The sequence below is a fragment of the Seonamhaeicola sp. ABD4_340 genome, from assembly GCF_056312135.1.
In genome coordinates, this window is the sequence record NZ_CM149981.1 from 3,493,829 (window position 1) to 3,517,604 (window position 23,776).

A 23,776-nucleotide genomic window follows, 5' to 3' on the forward strand; every position below is an offset into this window, starting at 1 on the left:
TTAAAAAATTGATGTATTTTTGTGCCCCATGCAAAAAACGGTAAACATATTAAATAAAAAGGCGCGCTTTCAGTATGAAATACTAGATAAGTATACTGCTGGTATTGTACTTAGTGGTACCGAAATTAAATCTATTAGAAACAGTAAAGCATCAATTGCCGAAAGTTTTTGTGAATTTAATGATAGAGGTGAACTTTTTGTAGTTAATATGACTATTGAAGAATACAGTTTTGGTACACATTACAACCATAAACCTAAAGCCACAAGAAAGCTTCTTTTAAACAAAAAGGAATTAAAAAAACTTGAAAAAGAAGTGCAAAACTCTGGTTTAACCATTATTCCTTTAAAGCTTTTTATTAATGATAAAGGCTTTGCTAAACTTAACATAGCTCTAGCAAAAGGTAAAAAATTGTATGACAAACGCGAAACTATAAAAGACCGCGACAACAAACGAAACCTAGACCGCATTAAAAAGAGTTTTAAGTAATTTATTGGTTAAAATAAAATCAGTATTTTTCGTGTTTGTAATTACAACTTAATACACCATGAAAAATACAGCGTTACTCCTCTTATTTTTATTTTCAATTTGTAGTGTAAATGCTCAAAAAAAGGATTCAGAAAAAGAAGGTCCTAAAGTTTTTGGAATTGATACCACAAAGGCGTTTACAATTGATAGTACTATAAAAACATTATATAAAACAATTTCTGGTGAAAAAGGCGAAGCAAGAAACTGGGGCCAATTTAAGTTTTTGTTTTATAAAGATGCCAAGTTAATTCCGTCTGGTAGAAATATCGAACGTGTTTATAAAGCACGCTATTTATCTGCTAATGATTACGTTAAAAACTCAGGAAAATGGTTGGTACAAAACGGATTTATTGAAAAAGAAATAAAACGTGAAGTACAACAATTTGGAAATTTAGCACACGTTTTTAGCACCTATGAATGCTACAACAGTAAAACTGATGAAAAGCCTTTTATGCGTGGTATTAACAGTATTCAGTTAATGTTTGATGGGAGCCGCTGGTGGATTATAAATATTTACTGGACCAACGAAAACAAATTTAACCCTATACCAAGAGCTTATTTGCCAAAACATTAAATTTAATAACCAAAAGCATGTCTAAATTTTACACTGAAATTACACCTGAACTTCAAACATTTATTGAAAATCAAAAAATATTTTTTGTAGCTACAGCCGCTCATGAAGGTAGAATTAACCTATCACCCAAAGGTTTAGACACGTTTAGAATTACAAATAAAAACACCATTGCATGGCTAAACCTAACCGGTAGTGGTAATGAAACAGCGGCGCATTTACTAAAAAATAACCGCATGACTATTATGTTTTGTGCTTTTGAAGGCAAACCTCTAATTTTAAGATTATATGGCACTGCCAAAATTTACCATGAACGCGATGCGCAATTTAAAAACCATATAACACGTTTTGATAAAATAGCAGGAACACGACAAATTATTGAAATGCATATAGAATCACTACAAACTTCTTGCGGATTTGCAGTACCTTTTATGGATTTTAAAGAAGAACGCCTACAACTAAATAATTGGGCCGAAAAACAAGGCGAAGAAAAAATAAAAAAATACCAAAAAGATAAAAATACTACAAGTATTGACGGTTTTGAAACCGGCCTTTTAAACTAATTTTTTTTGTAATTGAGATATTTAAAACTTCAAACAAAAAACTAATTCTTATCTTCTAGCATTGGTACAAACCTAAACTTGCCAAATTCATGCTGCTCAAACGCTTTAGGGCCTTTTCTTATAAAAAGATTCATAACCTGTACATCATCACCAACAGGAATTACCAAACGTCCGCCAATTTTTAATTGTCCAAGTAAAACCTTTGGCACAAAAGGTGCGCCAGCAGTTACAATAATACCATCAAATGGGGCTTCATCTGGCAAGCCTTTATAACCATCGCCAAAAATTAGTTTTTTAGCTCTGTAACCTAACTTTGGTAAAAACTTGCTTGTTATTTTAAACAGTTCATTTTGTCTTTCAATACTATAAACTTTGACTCCTAACTCACACAAAACGGCTGTTTGGTAGCCGCAACCTGTGCCAATTTCTAAAATTTTATCGCCGTTATTAACCTGTAATAACTCTGTTTGAAACGCAACTGTGTATGGCTGAGAAATAGTTTGGTCTGCCGCAATAGGGAACGCTTTATCTTGGTAAGCATGGTCTAAAAAACTAGAATCCATAAATAAATGCCTAGGCACATTACCTATGGCCTTTAAAACGGCTTCATCAACTATTCCTTTGGCTTTTACAACATTAACAAGTTGCTGTCTTAACCCTTTGTGTTTAAAAGTATCTTTCAATATTGTTGGTTGTTTACAAGGCTAAAATTAGTTAAACATTTTAAAGGTTAAAATAATATTATTAATAATTTATTAACGGTAAAAAAATTCTGTATTTAAACTTAAATTTTAACCGCAAATGGTTAAAATCATCTTTTAAATATGCTATTTTTGTTGAAAACGTAATATTATGCTAAACGCTGGTGTACTAGGTGCTGGCCACCTAGGAAAAATACATTTAAGACTTTTAAAACAATCTACTAAATATAATCTTGTTGGCTTTTATGATGCCGATGAAAAAAACGGCAAAAAAGTTGAAAAAGAATTTGGCTATAAGTTCTTCAAATCAATTGATGCGCTTATTGATGCTGTTGATGTTGTTGATATTGTAACGCCTACACTATCACACTACGATTGCGCAAAAAAAGCCATTGAAAAAGGGAAACATATTTTTATTGAAAAGCCCATAACCAATACTGTTGAAGAAGCTGAACATATTAGAGAGTTACTTGCCAAATATAATTTAAGAGGTCAAGTAGGCCACGTTGAACGCTTTAACCCTGCGTTTTTAGCTGTAAAAAAAGATATAAAATCACCTATGTTTATTGAAACACATAGACTTGCAGAATTCAACCCAAGAGGTACCGATGTTCCTGTAGTTTTAGATTTAATGATACATGATATTGATATTATTTTAAGTATTGTACAATCTAAAGTAAAACACGTATCAGCAAGTGGTGTTTCAGTAATTAGTGACACGCCAGATATTGCCAATGCACGTTTAGAGTTTGAAAACGGTTGCGTTGCCAACCTAACAGCTAGTAGAATTTCGCTTAAAAAAATGCGTAAAGCACGTTTCTTTCAAAAAGACGCTTACATTTCAGTAGATTTTTTAGATAAAAAATGTGAAGTTGTTAAAATGAAAGACGCCCCAGAAAACCCAGGCGATTTTGATATGGTACTTCAAAATGCCGAAGGCGTAAAAAAACAAATATATTTTGATAACCCTAAAATTACTGAAAACAACGCCATTTTAGATGAGTTAGAAGCTTTTGCAAATGCCATTAACACCAACACAACGCCCATTGTTACACTTCATGATGGCACCGAAGCGCTACGCGTTGCAAACCAAATAATAAATAATTTTTAATTATGAAAAACATTGTTGTTATAGGTGCCGGCACCATGGGTAACGGCATTGCACATACTTTTGCTCAATGTAACTTTAACGTTAAACTAGTTGATATAAACCAAGTTTCTCTAGATAAAGGCTTAGCTACCATTGCTAAAAATTTAGACAGAATGGTGGCTAAAGAAAAAATTACAGAAGCAGAAAAAACCAAAACACTTAATAATATAATAGGCTTTACAATTATTGAAGAAGCTGTAAAAAACGCGCATTTAGTGGTTGAAGCTGCTACCGAAAACATAGACTTAAAACTTAAAATTTTTAAACAATTAGATGGTATTTGTGATGCTGAAACTATTTTAGCAACCAATACATCATCCATTTCTATTACTGAAATTGCAGCAGTAACCAACAGACCAGAAAACGTTATTGGTATGCATTTTATGAATCCGGTACCAATTATGAAATTAGTAGAAGTTATTCGTGGTTACAACACCAGTAACAAAGTAACTAATACCATAATGGCGTTATCAAAAACTTTAGGAAAAGTACCTGTTGAAGTTAATGATTACCCGGGCTTTGTGGCCAACCGTATATTAATGCCAATGCTAAATGAATCTATTGAAACACTTTACAACGGTGTAGCAGGTGTTACAGAAATTGATACGGTTATGAAACTTGGTATGGCACACCCAATGGGCCCATTACAATTAGCAGATTTTATTGGTTTAGATGTGTGTTTATCTATTTTAAACGTTATGTACAACGGCTTTAAAAACCCTAAATACGCTCCTTGCCCACTATTAGTAAATATGGTACGCGCAGGTAAATTAGGCGTAAAATCTGGTGAAGGTTTTTATGATTATTCTGAAAGTAAAAAAGCCGAAAAAATAGCTGCTCAATTTTCAAAATAATGACTATAACACAAAACCTTGAAAATATAAAAGCAACACTACCAAGCCATGTAACCTTGGTAGCCGTTTCAAAAACAAAACCAATTTCTGATATTTTAGAGGCCTACAATGCCAAACAACGCATTTTTGGTGAGAATAAAATACAAGAAATGGCCGAAAAACATGAAGCACTACCAAAAGATATACAATGGCACATGATTGGGCATGTGCAACGCAATAAGGTAAAATATATGGCTAGTTTTGTTAGTTTAATTCATGGTGTAGATAATTTTAAATTGCTTGCCGAAATTAACAAGCAAGCCCTAAAACACAACCGTGTTATTAATTGTTTGCTTCAAATAAAAATAGCTTCAGAAGATTCTAAATATGGTATGGCTCCTTCTGAAGCTTCAGAAATATTACAATCTGAAGCCTTTTCAACATTGAAAAACATAAAAATTACGGGTGTTATGGGTATGGCAACATTTACCGATGATACTGTTCAAATTGAAAATGAATTCAAACTATTAAAATCAACATTCAATAATTTAAAAGCTTTTCAAACTGAAAACTGCCAATTAGAAACCATTTCAATGGGCATGAGTGGCGATTATCAATTAGCTATAGCCTGCGGAAGCACTATGGTTAGAGTTGGTAGTAGTATTTTTGGAGCACGTAATTATAGTGAGCAAAATTAAATTTTTAACTTTTAACTTTTAACAAATTTACGCAATACTAGACATAGAAACCACTGGCGGCAAGTATAATGAGGAAGGCATTACTGAAATTGCTATCTACAAATATGACGGTCATGAAGTGGTAGATCAGTTTATAAGTTTAGTGAACCCCGAAAGAGATATTCAGCCTTTTGTGGTTAATTTAACAGGTATAAACAGTAATATGCTACGCAACGCCCCTAAATTTTATGAAGTTGCTAAACGTATTGTTGAAATTACAACAGACTGTATTATTGTTGCACACAATGCCCAGTTTGACTACCGTATTTTACGAACAGAATTTGGGCGTTTAGGATTTGAGTTTGAACGAGAATCACTTTGCACCGTAGAGCTTTCAAAAAAGTTAATTCCGGGGCAAAAATCATACAGTTTAGGTAAATTAGTGCGGGCATTAGGCATTCCGGTTTCCGATAGACACAGAGCATCGGGAGACGCGCAAGCTACCGTTAAGCTTTTTAAACTATTACTTGCCAAGGACACCGAAAAGCACATTATTAAAAATTCTGTAAGAGCCAACCCTAAACGTCAGCTTGAACCTAAACATATTGATATTATTGCCAATTTACCATCAATTACAGGTGTTTACTATATTCATAATGCCGAAGGTGAAATAATTTATATTGGCAAGAGTAAAAACATAAAAAAACGTATAAATCAGCATTTTACGGGTACTAATCCAAAATCAAAAAAAATTCAAGCAGCCGTAAGTTCTGTAACTTACGAAGCCACTGGTAGTGAACTTGTAGCACTTTTAAAAGAAAGCGAAGAAATTAAACGTGTTAAACCTATTTTTAACCGTGCTTTACGAAGAACCATTTTTACCCACGCACTATATAGTTTTGTTGATGAAAATAACTATATAAATTTAAAAATTGATAAGGCAGACGGACGTAAAAAACCAATAACCACCTTTAGTAACAGGCAAAGCGGCAAAAGTTTTATAACCAATGCTGTTGAAGAATATAACCTTTGCCAAAAGCTAGCGGGCTTATACAAAACAAAAACCAGCTGTTTTAATTACGAAGTAAAATTATGCAATGGTGCTTGTATTGAAAAAGAACCGCCTGAAAGCTACAACAAACGTGTAAATAATCTAATTACTAAAAACAGCTACGCCAATAAAAATATGGTAATTATAGATCGCGGAAGAGATGTTGATGAACGTAGTGCCATTGTTATTGAAAATGGTATTTTTGTTGGTTTAGGCTTTTATAATTTAAATTATCAAATAAATAATATTGACGTTTTAAAATCTATTATTACACCAATGGCAAATAATAGAGATACTCAGCACATAATACAAAGTTATTTAAGACGATATAAAAAAATGAAAATTATACAGTTACCTTAAAGGCAATAATTTTAAAACTGATTTTCTTTACTATTTTTGAATTAATGAACACACAAAAAAAACATTGGAAAGATAAACTTCATGAAATTATTTATGAAGCAGACACCAAAGCAGGTAAGCTTTTTGATGTTATTTTACTTTACACCATAATTGCAAGTATTTTACTTGTAATGCTTGAAAGCGTTGAAAGTATTGATGCCAAATACCACAATATTTTAGACGTTTTAGAATGGATAATTACTATACTTTTCACTATAGAATACATAGCGCGCGTAGTAACCGTAAAAAAACCATTAAAATACATATGTAGCTTTTACGGTGTAATAGACTTATTATCAACCATACCAAAATACATTTCATTAGCCTTTGGTGGCATACAAGCGTTAGTAGCACTTCGAGCATTGCGCTTATTACGCGTTTTCAGAATTTTAAAATTAGTACGCTACCTTGGCGCCTCAAACGCATTAATAAAAGCCTTAAAAGCAAGTAGGGTTAAAATATCCGTATTTCTATTTGCAGTAATAATAATATCAATAATACTAGGTACCATTATGTATTTGGTTGAAGGAAACCAATCTGGTTTTACCTCAATACCAACCAGTGTTTACTGGTGTATTGTTACCTTAACAACCGTTGGTTATGGCGATATTTCGCCTATAACACCTTTAGGGCAATTTATAGCATCATTAGTCATGGTTTTAGGTTATGGCATCATTGCAGTACCAACAGGCATTGTTACGGCCGAATACACCGCACAAACTAAAAACGAAAAACAAAACTCACAAAACAATGTTAGTTTAAACTCTAAATGTTGTTTAAATTGTCTTGCCGAAAACCATAAAGACAATGCCGATTTTTGCTATAACTGCGGCAAAAAACTACACCGTTAAATTCAAAATAAACCTATCAAAACTAATACTAAATATTTAATTTCTATTGTTGGGCCAACTGCTATTGGTAAAACAGCACTTAGTATAAAACTGGCGCAATATTTTAATACCGAAATAATATCGGCAGATTCTAGGCAATTTTTTAAAGAAATGCACATAGGCACAGCGGCACCAACTGCTACTGAATTGGCTGCGGCTAAACACCATTTTATTCACCACAAATCAATACATGAAAATTACAGTGTTGGTGCTTTTGAAAAAGATGCTATAAACACCTTAAATACGCTTTTTAAAACTCACAATGTTGTAATAATGGTTGGCGGCTCTGGGCTTTATGTTGATGCTGTAACAAAGGGATTAGATGATTTTCCTGATGTTGACAGTTCTGTAAGAGAAAACCTCAATAAAACATTACAAAATCAAGGTCTTGAAACTTTACAAAATCAATTAAAACAATTAGATAAAAAAGCCTTCAACAGTATTGCTATTCAAAACCCACACCGCGTTATAAGGGCCTTAGAAATTTGTATAGGCACAGGCAAGCCCTATTCATCTTTTTTAAGCAACCCCAAAAAAAACCGACCATTTAAAACCATAACTATTGGCTTAATGGCCCAAAGAGATGTTATTTACAACCGCATTAACCAACGTGTAGATATTATGGTTAAAACCGGTTTATTAAATGAAGTAAAAACACTTTTACCCCATAAAGAATTAAACGCCTTAAATACGGTTGGTTATAAAGAAATTTTTAAATATTTTGAAGGTGAACACACTTTAGATTTTGCATTTTCTGAAATTAAAAAAAACACCCGAAGATTTGCCAAAAGACAACTTACATGGTTTAAAAAAAACCAAAACACTTTATGGTTTGATTACACAACAAACACTGAAACAATTATAAACACTATAAAAAACAACTTAAACAATGATTAACGTAAATGAGTATTTCAATGGAAACGCAAAATCTTTAGCATTTAATAATTCGCAAGGTAAATTTACTGCTGGCGTATTATTAAAAGGCGAATACGAGTTTAGTACATCAAGTAAAGAATGGATGACTTTAACTGCAGGTAGTTGGGAAATTGAATTACCTAATGATGTTAGAAAACCTTATGGTATTTTTGATGTTTGTGAAATTCCTTATGGTATTACATTTAAAGTTTATGCTTTAGAAGATTCTTCTTATTTATGTAAATATGAGTAGTTTTTAGGGTAATACGTTTAGTATTTTTCAACTTTGGTTAACCGCTCAAATCAACTAAATTTATTTAAAAATTATATCTTTAATATATGAATATAGTTTCTGAAACACCTTTAGATAATCCTGTTTGGAGCACTTTGGTTGACACTCATACAAATTACTGTATTAACTACGGAAACGTAAAGTTTTTTAAACCAGAATATGCGCCTTTTGGTGCTTTCACTAATATTGAAGACACCAAAAGCGCCATTTTTGAACACGCTAAACTGCTTGATGAATTTTTTATTGTAGGCAATAAACCTTTACTGCCTGATGGTTTCAAAATAAAAAAATATGTTGGCTTACAAATGGTAGCGCAACAACCTTTTAATAATCCTATTTCAGAAAATATTATTCAATTAAACGCAACACACCACACAGATTTGTTAGCACTAATAAAAATTGCATATCCGCATTTTTTTAAAAATAAAACAAATGTGCTTGGTCGCTATTTTGGAATTTACAAAAACAACCAGTTAGTAGCCATAACAGGTGAGCGTATGCAAACAAGTAATTTTATCGAAATTAGTGCCGTTGTAACACACCCAGAGCATACAGGTAATGGCTATGCTAAACAGCTAATAACACATACCGCTAAAAAAATAATTGAAAGCAAAAAAATACCGTTTTTACACGTAGATGAAAACAATGTAGGACCTATAAATTTATATAAAAAATTAGGCTTTGTTGAAAGAAGAAAAATGCATTATTGGTTAATTAGTAGGGCGTAAAGTAATTTTATTCCATAACAACCGTACTGTATTTTGCGTTAACAACTATACTTTTACCACTACCTAAACTACCTGCGGTAAAGGTTGAAACATTGCCGCTTTCCTTTTTTGGGTGCGCTAACCTAGACCTATTACCTTTATATTGCAAATTACAACTTGCTTTAGGTAATGCTATTAGGGCATTACTGTTTTGAAGTATTATGTTTAAGTTGGTAAAAGTATCATCTATTTTAAAAATATTTACATCGCCAATATTACAATCTATTATAGCATTTCCTTGCAAACTATCAATAGTAATATTTGATGAATTTGCATTTAACACTACATGCTTAACATTACCAATTTCAACAGCTTTAGAATGGTTTAAGTTTAGTTCTCCTAAATTCCAGTTTGTAACATAAACAGGTGAATACGAAGCATTAATGGAAGTAGAACCTCCATTAACGCTTTGTGCTATAAATTTTGCGTGTGATAAGTTTGCCTTTAAATTTTCGGCCGATGCAAACTCTACTTCACCATGCCTAACATTCACCTTTAATTTGGCTCCTTTTGGTAGTTTAATTTTAATTGTTTTTTTAACAGGTATACTACCTTCTTTGTTTGCTAATTTTTCAACTATTATACGTCTTTTTTCAATAAGCTGATCGCGTTTTTCACGTTGTATTTCACGTTGTTCCATGGCTTTTACTCTAGCCTTTTCACGTAATTCTTGTGCTTTTTCTCTAGCTTTTGCTGCTTCTTCTCTTGCTTTATGCTGTTGTTCCATTTGTTTTCCAAAGCGTTCTCCCCATGCTTCCATTTGCTTTTCAAAGTCTTCGCTATTCCAATTTTTTTCAAAATTTTTGGCCCAAGCCTCCATACGCTCTCCAAATTGTTCGCCCCATTCTTTTCCAAATTTTTCACCCCAAGCTTCCATTTTTTTAGCGTATTCTTCACCATAAACAGATTCAAACTTTTTTGAGTATTCTTCTAAATATTTTTCACCATCTTTTTTATAAGCATCATAATCAAAAGCTACATGGTCTGCGCCTTTTGGTAATTTTGGCAATTTGGGCATCTTTGGCATTTCGGGTAATGCTGGTATTTCTGGTACTTCAGGTATTTCTATGCTACTAATACTTTCACAAATAACATCGGGCAAATCTGCCAATTCATATTTTAGTTCTTCTAAAATTATGTTTACCAAACCATCGTCATCTGTATAAGTATTTGGTGTTGCGTACCAAACCTTTGTTGGTTTGCCTGAGCTTTTGGCATTAATACTTACGTGGTTATTTGTAGCATCAACATCTACATGCCAATTGTTTAAAACTTCTTGCAGTGCATTATCACTAATATTATCGCCTTCAATATAGGCCTCAATGCTTACTTCGTTTCTGTTCCAAGTATCAAAAACTATGTTACAATAGCTGGTATTCAAATCTATATTTACATCTTTATTTACTTTTATAGATTGTGATACTTTTGTTTGTTTGTTTTGCGCTTGCAAGCTACCAAGCGCAAAACATGCTATAACTATTATTGCTAGTTGTATAATTGATTTGTTCATTTTTTGATTTTTTTAGATTGATTGTGCTTCTGCCTCTGTACCAGCTTGAGAGGGCGAAAGTGTTTTTAATTGTGATTTTAAACGATACAATAGGTTTAAACGTAATTTTAAATTATCTATTAAAGCATTTATGGTAAGCTCTGTTGGACCAGATTCTGTGAGTTCTTCTGATAGTGTTTTATACTCATTATCAAGTTCTGCCAATTGTTCAATATAACCATCAAAAAGGTCTTTGGTTTCTGGGGTATATTTAATTTTAGATAGTTCTAAATTTATACTTGCCAAATAATAATCTTCAACCTTTTTTAATCCTGGTGAAATATCTCCCAAAGTTTTTGTTTCAATACTTGGTGTATTAACAACATTATTAGTGTTTATAGGCTCTGGCTGCGGGCTGTAAATTATTTTATAAGCAGAAAAACTTACCCCCATTACCAATACAATACTTGCAGCTATACGTAACCAACTAGTATTATTAGTTTTGGTTGCAGGTAAAGCCTCATCTAACCTTTTAATAAATCGCAATTCATGATTATCGGGCATCGTTTCATGCGTTATTTTGTCATTTTCAAATAACTCTCTAATATCTTTTGCCATGATTTTTAAGTGTTAATAATTCTTGCAATTTTGTTTTTCCTCTAGATAATTGTGTTCTTGATGCTACTTCAGATATGTTTAAAATATCAGCTATTTCTTGATGGTCATACCCTTCAATTAAATAAAGCATAACCACATACTGGTACTTATCTGGTAGCTTATTTATTGCTAGTTTTACATCATTTAAAGTAATAGCATCATCTACTAACCATTTGTTGTCTATTGGTGCATCAACAACTTTTAAATGCACATCATTTAACTCTACGAGCTCTTGTTTTTTGGCTTTTAAAAAATCGATACTCTTATTAACAACAATACGTTTTAACCATGCCCCAAAAGTAACTTCGGCTTTGTACTGATCTAGTTTTGAAAACGCTTTAATAAAGGCTTCTTGTACTACATCTTCGGCGTCATTTGCATCTTTCAAAAACCGTTTAGCAACTATATACATACCATTGCAGTACTGGTTGTACAACTGCAGTTGTGCTTTACGGTTGTTCTGTTTACATTGTTCAATAATGTTAACTTGAAACATGTTATTTTTTACTTTTGGTTTGCGTTAGTTTATTTGAAAGACGACACAAAAACTAAAGTGTTGCAAAACATCATATTTTTTTTTAAATTAATAACAAAACACAATAATTATACGTTAGCAGTTTAGCAGTTAATAGTTTTAAATTATATTTGCTGCTTAAAAAACACTGCTACATGAATACCTTTTTAAAACGAATATTAATACTGCTTTCTATAATTGCTTTAGGCTTGTTATTATATTCTGTTTTTGTTGAAAATATTTTTGATAAACGCCTGAGTCCTAAAGATACTGTAAAATTTGAATTGAATGATTTAAGGCTAAAAGTGTTTTATAACAGACCCTTTAAAAAAGAGCGTGAAATTTTTGGTGCCTTAGTACCTTTTAATAAAGTTTGGAGAACCGGAGCCAACGAAGCTACTACGTTTGAAACCAACAAACCGCTTGAAATTAATGGTGTAAATTTACCCGTTGGTAAATACACGTTATGGACAGTACCTAAAGATTCTGTATGGACCGTTATGTTTAACACCAAACAATATGATTGGGGTGTAGACTCTGAAATGAATCCGCTTTGGGACCCCAATTATGATGTTGTAAACGTTGATGTGCCAGTACAAAAAATTAATGGCACCGTTGAACAATTCACCATTGCTTTTGATAATTCTACTGATAAGCTTTACCTAACTATGGCTTGGGATGACACAAAAATTGCCGTTCCTTTAAAAAATTAAGGGGTTTATTTTACGTATCTTAGCGTATAAACCTTTTTACTAGTGACAAAGCCCAAAAAAACAGCTTTACAAGAAACTGATGGAATTTCAGCAACTGAAATCACCAACAAAAACGCTATAAAAAAACTAAAAGCTAAACGTAACCAACAGCTTGATAATAATACCCTTGTTTCGGCTATTTTAAACAAAGATATTACCGCTTTAAGTAGAGCCATAACATTAGTTGAAAGCCAAAACCCAAACCACTTACAAAAAGCAAAAAACATTATTAAAGCCTGCTTACCACACGCCAATAAATCTATAAGAATTGGTATTACAGGCGTTCCTGGTGTAGGCAAAAGCACTTTTATTGAAACCTTTGGAAAATATTTAACTAACCAAGGAAAGCGGGTGGCTGTTTTAGCCATAGACCCAAGCAGTAGCGTTACAAAAGGTAGCATTTTAGGCGATAAAACCCGAATGGAAGCCTTAGTAAAAGATGAAAACGCATACATAAGGCCATCTGCATCGGGTAATACTTTAGGCGGTGTAGCCAGAAAAACCAGAGAAACCATTACATTATGTGAAGCCGCAGGTTTTGATGTTATAATTATTGAAACTGTTGGTGTTGGGCAAAGCGAAACAACCGTGCATAGTATGGTAGATTTCTTTTTACTATTAAAACTAGCGGGTGCAGGTGATGAGTTGCAAGGTATAAAACGTGGTATTATTGAAATGGCCGATGCCATAGCCGTTAATAAAGCCGATGGCAACAACCTACAAGCAGCAAAAATTGCCAAAGTAGAATTTGCAAGAGCACTTCACTTCTACCCTACAAAAGCATCAGGTTGGCAACCAACAGTTACTATTTGTAGTGCTTTAAAAAACGAAGGTATTGATACTATTTGGAATAATATTTCAGCATATATTAAAACCACAAAAGCAAACAATTATTTTAATATAAAACGAAACGAACAAAACAAGTACTGGCTTATTCAAACCATAGAAGCACAATTAAAGTCAGACTTTTTTAACACACCAAAAATAAAAGCCGCATTAAAAAAACAGCTACACCTTATTGAAACCAACCAAACAACACCATTTGCAGCAGCCGATGTTTTGTTAAACCTAACCTAAGTTGTAATGTATTTTTTAATTAAAAATTGTCCAAGTTTGTAGAATAAAAACCCAGAAATAGCTCCAAAGGTTAAACCGCAAATAATATCTGTTGGGTAGTGTACACCAACATAAATACGGCTATAAGCCACCACAGCACTCCAAAATAACAAAATAAAAATTAAGTTTTTGTAATATGGCTTTAAAGTTAAACCTGCAAAAACTGCCGCCGCCATTGAGTTTGAAGAATGTCCAGAAAAGAACCCATATTTGCCACAACGCACAGCAATAAAGCGTATTTTATCAAATAAACCAGCCTCATCTCTACAAGGTCTTGGCCTTTCAAAACCACGTTTAAACACGTTGGTAATTTGGTCTGTAAACGTAATCATTAACGCTACTACCACTATAAAAATAAGCAACGCTTTCCAGCCAAACTTTTTATAAAGTAAAAACAATAAAATAGCATAAAGCGGTGCAAATGTTAATTTATCTGTAATAATTAACCATAAACTATCCCAACGTTGAGAGCCTAGGTTGTTTAAAAAAATAAATAATTCAGTATCGTACTTTAATATGCTTTCTAACATAAAATAAAATTTGGGCGTTCCCCTTTGGGTCGGGCTTTACGCGTTACACGGTAACTTGCTTCAATCCCTAACGCGGTTACTCGCTGTATTTTTCAATTTCGGCATCATACCATTCAGTAGCTAACGTAATGGCATTTTCGGTTTCGGTTTCAAGTTCTTTTTGGTCTTCAGCATCAAAATCTTCAAACCATTCAACTTCATCATCTTCAAGATTAATAATAAATCTAGGAAACTCTGTATGAATTACATAAATAGCTGTTGGAAATTCAGAATTATCACCTAAAATAAATTTTGGTAGTGCCATTGTTGTTAAGTTAATTTACAAACATGTATTAAAACAGCGTAAAAATAGCCAATACTCTGTTAGCATTGCATTTTTTGCTATGTAAATTTACAAATTACTATGCTTCTGCAATTAATTTTTTAGTTAAGTAATTAAACCTAATATAAAGCAAAACTGCGGCGGTAGATAAACCAGCTAATAAGCCCAACCAAATACCAAAACTACCATACATATGGGCTTTACCAAAAAACCAACTTATAGGAAACCCCACCAACCAATAAGAAACAAAAGTAATTATTGTAGGTATTTTAACATCTTGTAAGCCACGTAAAGCACCTAAAACTATAACCTGAATACTGTCACTTATTTGAAAAATAGCCGATGCAATTAATAACTTTGCAGCTATTGTAATTACCTCTGTGTTATCTATTAGGTTTTCGGCATCATTTAAATCTACATACAATTTGGGCAGTTGTTTGTGTAAAGCAAAAAATAATAATGCAAAACACACGGCAAATATAGTACCCATTAAAAATAGAGAAAAGGCTATACGCCTAAGCTCAAAATAATTTTTAAGTCCTTTTTGGTTTCCAACTCTAATCATTGAAGCCACACTTAACCCCATGGCTATCATAAACGTCATTGATGATAAGTTTAAAGCAATTTGGTTCGCCGCTTGCGGATTTTTACCTAACAAACCACTTAACCAAATGGCTGCGGTAAAAATGGCCACTTCAAAAAACATTTGCATGGCGCTTGGTGCTCCTAAATTTATTATTTTAGTTAGCATTAACTTATCTAAAACAAAAAACTTAATGCTGGTTACATAGTTTTTAGATTTTTCTTTACCCTTTAATAAATACCATAAATAGGCTACCATTACAAATCTTGAAACTAAGGTACCATAGGCAGCACCAACAATACCCATAGCCGGAAAACCAAACTTACCAAAAATTAAAATATAATTTAAAAGTACATTTATTACGTTAGCAATTATGGTGGCATACATAGGGTATTTTGTCATAGACAAGCCATCACTAAATTGTTTAAACGCCTGAAAAACAATTAACGGAATTAAAGAAAAAGCCACCAAATCTAGATACGGAATAGCCAACTCAACAACCTCTTTGGGTTGTTGCATTAAATGCATTAAAGGTTTAGCAAAAAACACTATTAAAAATAACAACACACCTAAAACAGTACATAAAAAAAGACCATGTTTAAAAGATGATTTTCCTTTTAAAAAATTATTTTCGGCATCTGCTTCAGCAATTAAAGGTGTAATTGCTGTAGAAAAGCCAATACCTAAAGACATGGCTATAAACATAAAGCTGTTACCTAATGAAACCGCGGCAAGTTCTGCTGTACCTAATTGGCCAACCATTATGTTATCAACAAAACTCACAAAGGTATGCCCAAGCATACCCAACATAACTGGCGCCGCTAATTGCCAATTGTATTTAAACTCTTTTGTGTAGTGTTTTAATTGCATTTTGCAAAAGTAAAGTATCCCTTTGTTACAAGCTAGTAATTATAGAAACAAGATTTGAAAATAGCATTATAATGTAGTTATTTCTTTTTTAGCTAATTCAAATTCAGAAATTAAATCTTGAAAAATTTCATTTACTGGTTTAATGGTATCAATTAAACTTGATATTTGACCAATTTCTAGTTCGCCATTATCTAAATCGCCTTCAAACATACCTTTTTTGGCGCGAGCTCTTCCTAACAAAGACTTTAAATCTTCTACCGTTGGCGATGTTTTATAAAGATCTTGTATGTCATTATAAAATTTATTTTTAATAAGTCTTACAGGCGCTAATTCTTTGAGTGTTAAATGCGTATCACCTTCTTTAGCATTAACAACAGATTGTTTAAAATTAAGGTGCGCAGAGCTTTCTGTACTTGCAACAAACCTGCTTCCCATTTGAACACCATTGGCCCCTAAAACCATGGTGGCTAACATGGCTCTACCAGTTGCAATACCACCTGCTGCAATTAAAGGTACTGTAATTTCTTTTTTAACCATTGGTATTAAAGCTAGGGTTGTTGTTTCATCACGTCCATTGTGGCCACCTGCTTCAAAGCCTTCGGCTACAATGGCATCTACACCGGCCTCTTGTGCTTTTAGTGCAAATTTTACACTGCTAACTACGTGTACTACGGTTATACCTCTTTCTTGCAACCAAGCTGTATATGTTTTAGGGTTTCCGGCAGAAGTAAAAACTATTTTAACACCTTCTTCAACAATTATTTGTATAATATCTTGAAGATTAGGATACAACATAGGTACATTAACACCAAAAGGTTTATTAGTTGCTTTTTTACATTTTTGAATATGCTCTCTTAAAACGTCTGGATACATTGAACCTGCGCCTAAAAGCCCCAAACCTCCTGCATTACTTACAGCTGATGCTAAACGCCAACCGCTATTCCAAATCATTCCACCTTGAATGATTGGGTATTTAATTTTAAAAAGTTCTGTTATTTTGTTTGGCATGGTTTAAAGTTATGAAATAACACCCGAACCTAAAAGCTCTTCACCTTTATACCATGCTACAAATTGACCTTCGGTAATGGCAGATTGATAATTTTCAAAAGCAACATAAAGACCTGCTTCAACTTTGTGAAGCACTGCTTTTTCTAAAGGCTGCCTATATCTAATTCTGGCTTCAACTTGCATAGTTTCACCATTGTTTAGCGCTAAATCTTCACGAATCCAGTGCAATTCATCATTACTTACAAATAAGGTTTTTTTTAATAATCCTGGGTGTGTTTTGCCTTGTCCTGTATAAATTATGTTTGTATCAACATCAGTATCAATAACAAACAATGGCTCTACAGTTCCGCCAACAGCGAGTCCTTTTCTTTGGCCTTTAGTAAAGTAATGGGCACCTTGGTGTTTACCAACGGTTTTACCATAGGTTTCTTTATACTCTATTTTTTTTGACTGGTATTGAAGTTTTTCTTCTTCGGTATTAAAACTGGGCGTTTTTTGGTTATAAACTTCGTGTTCTTTTGGTATTTCTACAATAATACCTTCTTTTGGTTTTAGTTGTTGTTGTAAAAATTCAGGTAATTTTACTTTACCTATAAAACACAAACCTTGTGAATCTTTTTTATCTGCGGTTACTAAACCTATTTCATTGGCTATTTTTCTAACTTCCGGTTTGGTTAATTCACCTATAGGGAATAATGATTTTGATAATTGCTCTTGTGATAGTTGACATAAAAAATACGATTGATCTTTATTACCATCTACACCAGCTAATAATTGGTACACGTTTTCACCATCTTTAAATATAGTACCTTTTCTGCAATAATGCCCGGTTGCAACATAATCTGCCCCAAGATCTAATGCTATTTTCATGAATACGTCAAACTTTATTTCGCGGTTACAAAGCACATCGGGGTTTGGGGTTCTTCCTTTTTCATATTCATTAAACATATAATCAACAATACGTTCTTTATATTGCTCACTTAAATCAACTGTTTGAAAAGGAATACCCAATTTTTCGGCCACTAACATAGCATCATTACTATCATCTAACCAAGGGCATTCATTTGAAATTGTAACAGAATCATCATGCCAATTTTTCATAAAAAGTCCAATAACCTCATAGCCTTGTTGTTGCAATAAATACGCTGCAACACTAGAATCTACACCGCCTGAAAGCCCAATAATAACACGTTTCATTTCAATAAAATTAGTCTGCAAAGATACATATATTTAAAGGAATACTAAACATTTTACATATAACTGAAACATCATTTTGTTTATCTATTTTTATTTTTTTTTGAACAAAATTTGTTTTTTTGTTTAATTATTTTATACTTTTGTTAAACAATTAATCGTAAATATCATAAACATGAAAACATTAACAGCATTAAAAAAGGTTTCATTGATGTTATTTGTTGCTATATTATCTATTGGATGTAGCGATGATGATGACAACAATATGCCTATTGAAAAAGCCCCTGAAACCATTACTGAGTTAGCGGTTGCTACACCAGATTTAAGCATTTTAGTACAAGCTTTACTGGCTGCCGACGGTAATCTTGCAGCTGTTTTAGATGATCCAACTGGAGACTACACAGTATTTGCACCTACAAATGCTGCCTTTGAGAAATTTTTAACAGACAATAATTTCTCAAGTTTAGCCGATGTACCAAAAGACGTTTTAACACAAGTATTATTAAACCACGTTGTTGCTGGTGAACTACAATCTACTGCCTTAAGTACTGGTTATGGAAAAACTTTAGCCACAGAAGCTACAACAGGAGCTAATTTGAGTATTTATATTAACACTAGTAATGGTGTTACTTTAAACGGCATGTCTTCAGTAACTACACCAGATGTTGATGCTACGAACGGTATCATTCACATTGTAGATGAAGTTATTGGCTTGCCAACAATAGTAGATTTTGCTACCACAAACGATGACTTTTCGGTGCTTGTATCAGCATTAACTAGAAGTGATTTAACATTTGATTATGTTACAGCACTTTCTACACCTAACGGTACAGACCCTGCTCCATTCACAATATTTGCACCAACAAATCAAGCTTTTATTGATGTATTAGCTGAATTAGGTGCTAATGATTTAAGTGATATAGACGAACCAACTTTAAAAGCTACTTTAGATTTACATGCAGTGGCAGGAGCCAATGTGCTTTCTAGCGCTTTAACAGATGACATGCCTGTTTCAACACTTGGTGGCGAAATTACAGCAAATGTAACTGGTGGTGCAACTTTAACAGATTCTAACGGTCGTGTTAGTGACATAGTTGTTGTAGATGTACAAGCTGCCAATGGTGTAATTCACGTAATAGACAAAGTTATTTTACCAACCATACCTAACACTATTGCTGGTAAAGTAGCTGCCAACGAAAGCTTAAGTAGCTTATTAGCTGCGTTACAAGCAGCCGATGGTGATTTGGTTTCAATTTTAAATGGTATGACAGATTACACAGTATTAGCACCAAGTAATGATGCTTTTGCTGCATTTTTAAATGATAATAACTTTGCTTCATTAGGAGATGTTCCTACTGATGTTTTAGCACAAGTGTTGTTAAACCACGTAATAACTGGAGAAGTAATGTCTACAGATTTAGTTAGTGCTGGTTCTGGATACGCTAAAACTAACGCTACTGGCGCTGGAAACATGAATATGAGTATTTTTTATGATACTTCAAACGGCGTAATGTTTAATGGTATCTCTACCGTTACTAAAGCCGATATTGAAGCTACAAATGGAGTTATACACATTGTTGATAAAGTAATAGGTTTACCTAGCGTTGTAGATCATGCTATTGCAAACCCTTCATTTAGCAATTTAGTAGCTGCTTTACAAGCAGCCGATGGTGACTTAGTAAACACATTAAGTGGTGATGGCCCTTTTACAGTACTTGCACCAGTGAACGATGGTTTTACAAGCTTTTTAAGTGATAATAATTTTGCTGCTTTAGCTGATGTTCCTACTGATGCTTTAGCGCAGGTATTGTTAAATCATGTTATGAGTGGCACAACTTTTTCTACAGATTTGGTTTCTGCTGGTGCTGGGTATGCTACAACAAGTGCTACCGGAGCTGGTGATAATGCTATGAGTATTTATTATAACACATCAAATGGTGTAATGTTTAATGGTGTATCTACTGTAGCGGTTGCTGATGTTGTGGCTAGCAACGGTGTAATTCATGCAGTTGATAAAGTTATAGGCTTACCAACTGTAGTTGATTTTGCTTTAGCCGATCCTAATTTTAGTACGTTAGTAGCAGCATTAACTAGAGATGATTTAACTACAGATTATGTAACATTATTATCTACACCTAATGGGACAGATCCTGCACCTTTTACAGTATTTGCACCAACAAACGATGCTTTTACAGATTTATTAACTGAACTAAACGCCAATAGTTTAGCAGACATAGACGAGCCCACATTAAATGCTACATTAAGTTACCACGCAGTGGCTGGTGCTAATGTAAGAGATACAGATTTAATGGATAATATGACAATAGCAACTCAAGGTGGAAATATTACAGCAAATATTACAGGTGGTGCAACTTTAACTGATGCAAACAATAGAGTAAGCAACATAATTGCTGTTAATGTGCAAGCTTCTAATGGTGTAATACATGCTATAGATAAGGTTGTTTTACCACCTCTACCTTAAGTTTTAAAAAATACGAATAAGTCTATATTTTGATTTATTGGTTATGTTTGGTTAGAAAGTCATGGACAAGATTTACTCCATTTACTCTTGAAAATTGTCTATGAAAAAGAGGCGCCCTGAGATTTCAGGGCGTTTCTTTTTTTAATTATTTTGAAGAAAAATTAATAGTTTCTTTTAATGCTCCAGCTTCATAATATTTCCAAAGGCCGTGTTTTTTTCCGTTTTTATAAGCGCCTTCAACTTTTAAATGTCCTTGAGAGTCATATACTTTTGATGGCCCATGTAACTGATTGTTTTCATACATAAACTCTTTTAAAACAACATTTTTTATTGAATACCAAACAGATGCTCCGTGGCGTTTTCCATTTATATAATTTTGACTTTCGGCTATTTGCCCATTATTGTAATACACAAAACGCTCACCATGTAATTGCCCTTGTTGGTTATAATGCTCTAAAGTCATCAACTTATCAGAGCTTTTATGATAATACGCCCATTCACCAATATAATATTTCCCGTCCATGGCACCCTTGCTTATAATTTTTCCGTTAGAAGCATAGAAAAACACTTGAGCAATATTATTATGATCATTAAAAATTTTAGTTGCCGTTAACACCGCTTTGCCTCTAATATTTTTATAAAAATTGAATGTATCAATTTCTTTACCATGTTTAAATTTACCTTGGTATCTTAGCACTTTTGTGCAATCAAAATTCTTTTTCCAAATACCATGACGCTTACCGTTATCATCAAACTGATTAAATGTTTGGGCTGATATTGACGTGAATATTACTAAAAATACAATTGTTAAAATACTGCTTAATTTCATAATTTAAATTGACTATTTTTTTGTTTCACTTTCACTTTAAAATAGAAAAACAACACATAATTAAACGATAAATAAAACTTCAAATTGTATAAAAAAAGCTGCTAAATACATATAGTTTAAGCAGCTTTTGAATTTATACTTCAGTTAAACTGAAAATATTTTATAAATTATTTTTTTCTTTTTTGTTGCGCCTGCCTTTGTTGTTCGGCTTGCTCCATCATTTCTTGCATACGTGCCTGAAATTTGTTCTGCTTTTTAGGTTTCTTTTTATTTTCTTGAATTTGTGCATGAATTTTATCTTCATCAAGAATATAATTTTTAATAACTAAAATAATACCAATACTAATTAAGTTTGAAATAAAGTAATACAAACTTAAACCAGATGCATAGTTATTAAAGAAGAACAGCATCATTATTGGAGAAAAATACATCATATACTTCATCATTTTTGCCATATCTGGCATACCTTCTTGCTGTGGCTGTTGCATTTGCACATTTTGCCCCGTTGTTAAACGCATGTAAAAGAAAATAGCTATAGATGCCAATATTGGAAATAAACTAACGTGATCTCCATAAAATGGAATATTAAAAGGTAAGTTAGCCACTGTATCATATGACGATAAATCTTCGGCCCAAAGGAAACTTTCTTGTCTTAATTGAAATGCCGATGGGAAAAACTGAAATAACGCATAAAACACTGGCAACTGTATTAAAGCTGGTAAACACCCCGATAATGGGCTAGCACCTGCTTTTGTTTGTAACGCCATAGTTTCTTGTTGCGCTTTCATTTTATTGTCTTTGTATTTCTCGCGGATAGCATCTAACTCTGGCTTTAAAATTTTCATTTTTGCCTGCGATAAAAACTGTTTATACTGTACAAAAGACAAACATATTTTAACCAAAATTGTCATTACCACAATGGCAATACCATAAGGCATAAAACCACCAAGAAAACCAAATAAAGGCATAAAAATATAGCGGTTAATCCAGCCAAAAATACCCCAACCAAGTGGTACTAACTCATCTAAATTTCTGTTATATGCATTTAATGTTTTAAACTCACTTGGCCCGTAGTACCAATTCATGTTATAATTAAGCTCGCCACCTTTTAACTCTAATGGTATTTTTGATGTGAAATTTTTTGTAAAAACAGTGTCAACAGCTTCATCTTCAACTAAATTAGTTGATGCTATTTTAGCTGTTTTAAATGGCGTATCTGTTAGTAATATAGATGAGAAAAAGTGCTGCTTATACCCTATCCAACTTACATCATCAAGTGTTTCTTCGGCATCACGCATACCGGTGTAATCATCTTTTCCATCTTCGTATTCATAATGAATATCGGTATATCGGTTTTCATATGAAATACTTTTTGCATGACGGTAACCTTTTTGTTTCCAATCTAAATTAATGTCTTGCGAACCATTAATTACATCACTTAAACCTTGTGAACGAATGGTGAAATCCATCATATAATCACCATCAACTAAATCATATCTATACTCTAAAAATTTGGTTTCAGAAACCTTAAGTTTCATTGAAACTATGGTTTTGTTACCATTTTTAGTGATAGAAGGTTCAAAAAATAAATCGTTAGTATTTAAAATTCTACTGTCTGTAGTTCCAAAATTTATATTGAAAGAAGCGTTGTTATCTTTAACAAGGTAGATGGGTTGTTTTTTAAAATCTACAAACTTTTTTAATCTGACTTCTGACAAGTAACCGCCTTTGTTATTAAACTTTAAAGCTAACAAATCGGTTTCAACAAGTGTTTCTTTATCAGATGCTTTCATTGCTGAATAAGCAAAAGCACCTAATTTATTTTTTAATGCAATTTGTTGAAGTGAATCTGCCTGTGTACCAACTGCGTAGTCCGCTTGTGTAGTAGTGTATGTGCCTTGTTTTTCTTCTTGTTCTTTTTGTTTGGCTGCTGCTTGTTCTTGTTTTGCTTTTTCTTGAGCTTCTAATTCTTCAGGTGATGGCTGATTTTGCCATAACATATAAGCTAATATTCCAAAAATAAGTACAAAACCTATTATTGAATTTATATCTAACTTTTTTTCTTCCATATTGTAGTTGTTGTCATTTTGAATAA

The 23,776-nt window shown here is 32.9% G+C and carries 25 protein-coding genes; 14 read left to right on the plus strand and 11 right to left on the minus strand.

Annotation, left to right across the window (positions count from 1 at the left end):
• The first annotated feature begins 28 nt into the window (after positions 1-28).
• From smpB to ACYX4H_RS15185, 3 genes are read left to right on the plus strand one after another with little or no spacing between them, the layout of a single operon-like run.
• A complete protein-coding gene (smpB, locus tag ACYX4H_RS15175) occupies positions 29-487 on the plus strand; it encodes an SsrA-binding protein SmpB (RefSeq protein ID WP_476237104.1) in 459 nt (152 codons plus the stop codon).
• A 58-nt stretch (positions 488-545) separates the two neighbouring features.
• Positions 546-1,100: a hypothetical protein gene (locus ACYX4H_RS15180; RefSeq protein ID WP_475296655.1), complete on the plus strand. Its 555-nt coding sequence runs from the start codon at positions 546-548 to the stop codon at positions 1,098-1,100.
• A 17-nt stretch (positions 1,101-1,117) separates the two neighbouring features.
• Complete coding sequence (locus ACYX4H_RS15185; protein WP_475296656.1) at positions 1,118-1,660, plus strand: pyridoxamine 5'-phosphate oxidase family protein; 543 nt, start codon at positions 1,118-1,120, stop codon at positions 1,658-1,660.
• Between the two features lie 41 nt (positions 1,661-1,701).
• On the opposite strand, the gene ACYX4H_RS15190 is transcribed toward ACYX4H_RS15185, so the two are convergent.
• Positions 1,702-2,343 carry a protein-L-isoaspartate(D-aspartate) O-methyltransferase gene (locus ACYX4H_RS15190; protein WP_476237105.1) on the minus strand — a complete coding sequence of 214 codons (642 nt, stop codon included), beginning with the start codon at positions 2,341-2,343 and terminating at the stop codon, positions 1,702-1,704.
• Between the two features lie 169 nt (positions 2,344-2,512).
• Between ACYX4H_RS15190 and ACYX4H_RS15195 the strand changes: the two genes are divergently transcribed.
• From ACYX4H_RS15195 to ACYX4H_RS15230, 8 genes are all read left to right on the plus strand, one after another.
• Entirely contained in the window at positions 2,513-3,472 is a 960-nt protein-coding gene (locus ACYX4H_RS15195; RefSeq protein ID WP_476237106.1) for a Gfo/Idh/MocA family protein, read from the plus strand.
• A 2-nt stretch (positions 3,473-3,474) separates the two neighbouring features.
• On the plus strand, positions 3,475-4,365 hold the full coding sequence (locus ACYX4H_RS15200; protein ID WP_476237107.1) for a 3-hydroxybutyryl-CoA dehydrogenase: 891 nt from the start codon (positions 3,475-3,477) through the stop codon (positions 4,363-4,365).
• Positions 4,365-5,042: a YggS family pyridoxal phosphate-dependent enzyme gene (locus ACYX4H_RS15205; RefSeq protein WP_476237108.1), complete on the plus strand. Its 678-nt coding sequence runs from the start codon at positions 4,365-4,367 to the stop codon at positions 5,040-5,042. The genes ACYX4H_RS15200 and ACYX4H_RS15205 overlap by 1 nt, the downstream gene beginning before the upstream one ends.
• A gap of 25 nt (positions 5,043-5,067) precedes the next feature.
• Positions 5,068-6,432, plus strand: a complete 1,365-nt coding sequence (locus tag ACYX4H_RS15210; RefSeq protein WP_476238671.1) for an exonuclease domain-containing protein — start codon at positions 5,068-5,070, stop codon at positions 6,430-6,432.
• 44 nt (positions 6,433-6,476) lie between these two features.
• Positions 6,477-7,322: an ion transporter gene (locus ACYX4H_RS15215; RefSeq protein ID WP_475296661.1), complete on the plus strand. Its 846-nt coding sequence runs from the start codon at positions 6,477-6,479 to the stop codon at positions 7,320-7,322.
• Positions 7,323-7,337: 15 nt separating this feature from the next.
• The gene (miaA, locus tag ACYX4H_RS15220) at positions 7,338-8,258 is read left to right on the plus strand and encodes a tRNA (adenosine(37)-N6)-dimethylallyltransferase MiaA (protein ID WP_476238673.1); all 921 of its coding nucleotides are present in this window, start codon (positions 7,338-7,340) and stop codon (positions 8,256-8,258) included.
• Positions 8,251-8,529: a pyrimidine/purine nucleoside phosphorylase gene (locus tag ACYX4H_RS15225; RefSeq protein ID WP_476237109.1), complete on the plus strand. Its 279-nt coding sequence runs from the start codon at positions 8,251-8,253 to the stop codon at positions 8,527-8,529. The genes miaA and ACYX4H_RS15225 overlap by 8 nt, the downstream gene beginning before the upstream one ends.
• An 86-nt stretch (positions 8,530-8,615) precedes the next feature.
• A complete protein-coding gene (locus tag ACYX4H_RS15230) occupies positions 8,616-9,296 on the plus strand; it encodes a GNAT family N-acetyltransferase (RefSeq protein ID WP_476237110.1) in 681 nt (226 codons plus the stop codon).
• Between the two features lie 7 nt (positions 9,297-9,303).
• Here the strand turns inward: ACYX4H_RS15230 and ACYX4H_RS15235 are convergent, their stop codons facing one another.
• The 3 genes from ACYX4H_RS15235 to ACYX4H_RS15245 are packed head-to-tail and all read right to left on the minus strand — an operon-like array spanning position 9,304 to position 11,977.
• The gene (locus tag ACYX4H_RS15235) at positions 9,304-10,845 is read right to left on the minus strand and encodes a hypothetical protein (RefSeq protein WP_476237111.1); all 1,542 of its coding nucleotides are present in this window, start codon (positions 10,843-10,845) and stop codon (positions 9,304-9,306) included.
• Positions 10,846-10,857: 12 nt separating this feature from the next.
• Positions 10,858-11,442: a hypothetical protein gene (locus ACYX4H_RS15240; RefSeq protein WP_476237112.1), complete on the minus strand. Its 585-nt coding sequence runs from the start codon at positions 11,440-11,442 to the stop codon at positions 10,858-10,860.
• Positions 11,426-11,977, minus strand: coding sequence for an RNA polymerase sigma factor (locus ACYX4H_RS15245; protein WP_475296666.1), 552 nt, complete (start codon positions 11,975-11,977; stop codon positions 11,426-11,428). Before ACYX4H_RS15245 ends, ACYX4H_RS15240 begins: the two co-directional genes overlap by 17 nt.
• A 173-nt stretch (positions 11,978-12,150) precedes the next feature.
• On the opposite strand from ACYX4H_RS15245, the gene ACYX4H_RS15250 reads away from it, so the two are divergent.
• Both ACYX4H_RS15250 and meaB read left to right on the plus strand, forming a co-directional pair.
• Positions 12,151-12,708, plus strand: a complete 558-nt coding sequence (locus ACYX4H_RS15250) for a DUF2911 domain-containing protein (RefSeq protein ID WP_476237113.1) — start codon at positions 12,151-12,153, stop codon at positions 12,706-12,708.
• Between the two features lie 42 nt (positions 12,709-12,750).
• Positions 12,751-13,824, plus strand: a complete 1,074-nt coding sequence (meaB, locus tag ACYX4H_RS15255) for a methylmalonyl Co-A mutase-associated GTPase MeaB (RefSeq protein ID WP_476237114.1) — start codon at positions 12,751-12,753, stop codon at positions 13,822-13,824.
• Here the strand turns inward: meaB and ACYX4H_RS15260 are convergent.
• The 5 genes from ACYX4H_RS15260 to mnmA form a co-directional block, all read right to left on the minus strand.
• Positions 13,821-14,393, minus strand: coding sequence for a phosphatase PAP2 family protein (locus ACYX4H_RS15260; RefSeq protein ID WP_475296669.1), 573 nt, complete (start codon positions 14,391-14,393; stop codon positions 13,821-13,823). The genes meaB and ACYX4H_RS15260 overlap by 4 nt on opposite strands.
• Positions 14,394-14,469: 76 nt before the next feature.
• A complete protein-coding gene (locus tag ACYX4H_RS15265; protein WP_475296670.1) occupies positions 14,470-14,697 on the minus strand; it encodes a hypothetical protein in 228 nt (75 codons plus the stop codon).
• A gap of 97 nt (positions 14,698-14,794) precedes the next feature.
• On the minus strand, positions 14,795-16,168 hold the full coding sequence (locus tag ACYX4H_RS15270; RefSeq protein ID WP_476237115.1) for an MATE family efflux transporter: 1,374 nt from the start codon (positions 16,166-16,168) through the stop codon (positions 14,795-14,797).
• 66 nt (positions 16,169-16,234) lie between these two features.
• Entirely contained in the window at positions 16,235-17,176 is a 942-nt protein-coding gene (locus ACYX4H_RS15275) for an NAD(P)H-dependent flavin oxidoreductase (protein ID WP_476237116.1), read from the minus strand.
• A gap of 9 nt (positions 17,177-17,185) precedes the next feature.
• Positions 17,186-18,373: a tRNA 2-thiouridine(34) synthase MnmA gene (mnmA, locus tag ACYX4H_RS15280; RefSeq protein ID WP_476237117.1), complete on the minus strand. Its 1,188-nt coding sequence runs from the start codon at positions 18,371-18,373 to the stop codon at positions 17,186-17,188.
• 172 nt (positions 18,374-18,545) lie between these two features.
• On the opposite strand from mnmA, the gene ACYX4H_RS15285 reads away from it, so the two are divergent.
• On the plus strand, positions 18,546-20,852 hold the full coding sequence (locus ACYX4H_RS15285) for a fasciclin domain-containing protein (RefSeq protein WP_476237118.1): 2,307 nt from the start codon (positions 18,546-18,548) through the stop codon (positions 20,850-20,852).
• Between the two features lie 145 nt (positions 20,853-20,997).
• Here ACYX4H_RS15285 and ACYX4H_RS15290 read toward each other — a convergent pair whose 3' ends face one another.
• Together ACYX4H_RS15290 and yidC are read right to left on the minus strand one after the other, a co-directional pair.
• Positions 20,998-21,681, minus strand: a complete 684-nt coding sequence (locus tag ACYX4H_RS15290) for a toxin-antitoxin system YwqK family antitoxin (protein ID WP_476237119.1) — start codon at positions 21,679-21,681, stop codon at positions 20,998-21,000.
• A gap of 167 nt (positions 21,682-21,848) precedes the next feature.
• Complete coding sequence (gene yidC, locus ACYX4H_RS15295; RefSeq protein ID WP_476237121.1) at positions 21,849-23,750, minus strand: membrane protein insertase YidC; 1,902 nt, start codon at positions 23,748-23,750, stop codon at positions 21,849-21,851.
• Positions 23,751-23,776 lie beyond the last annotated feature (26 nt).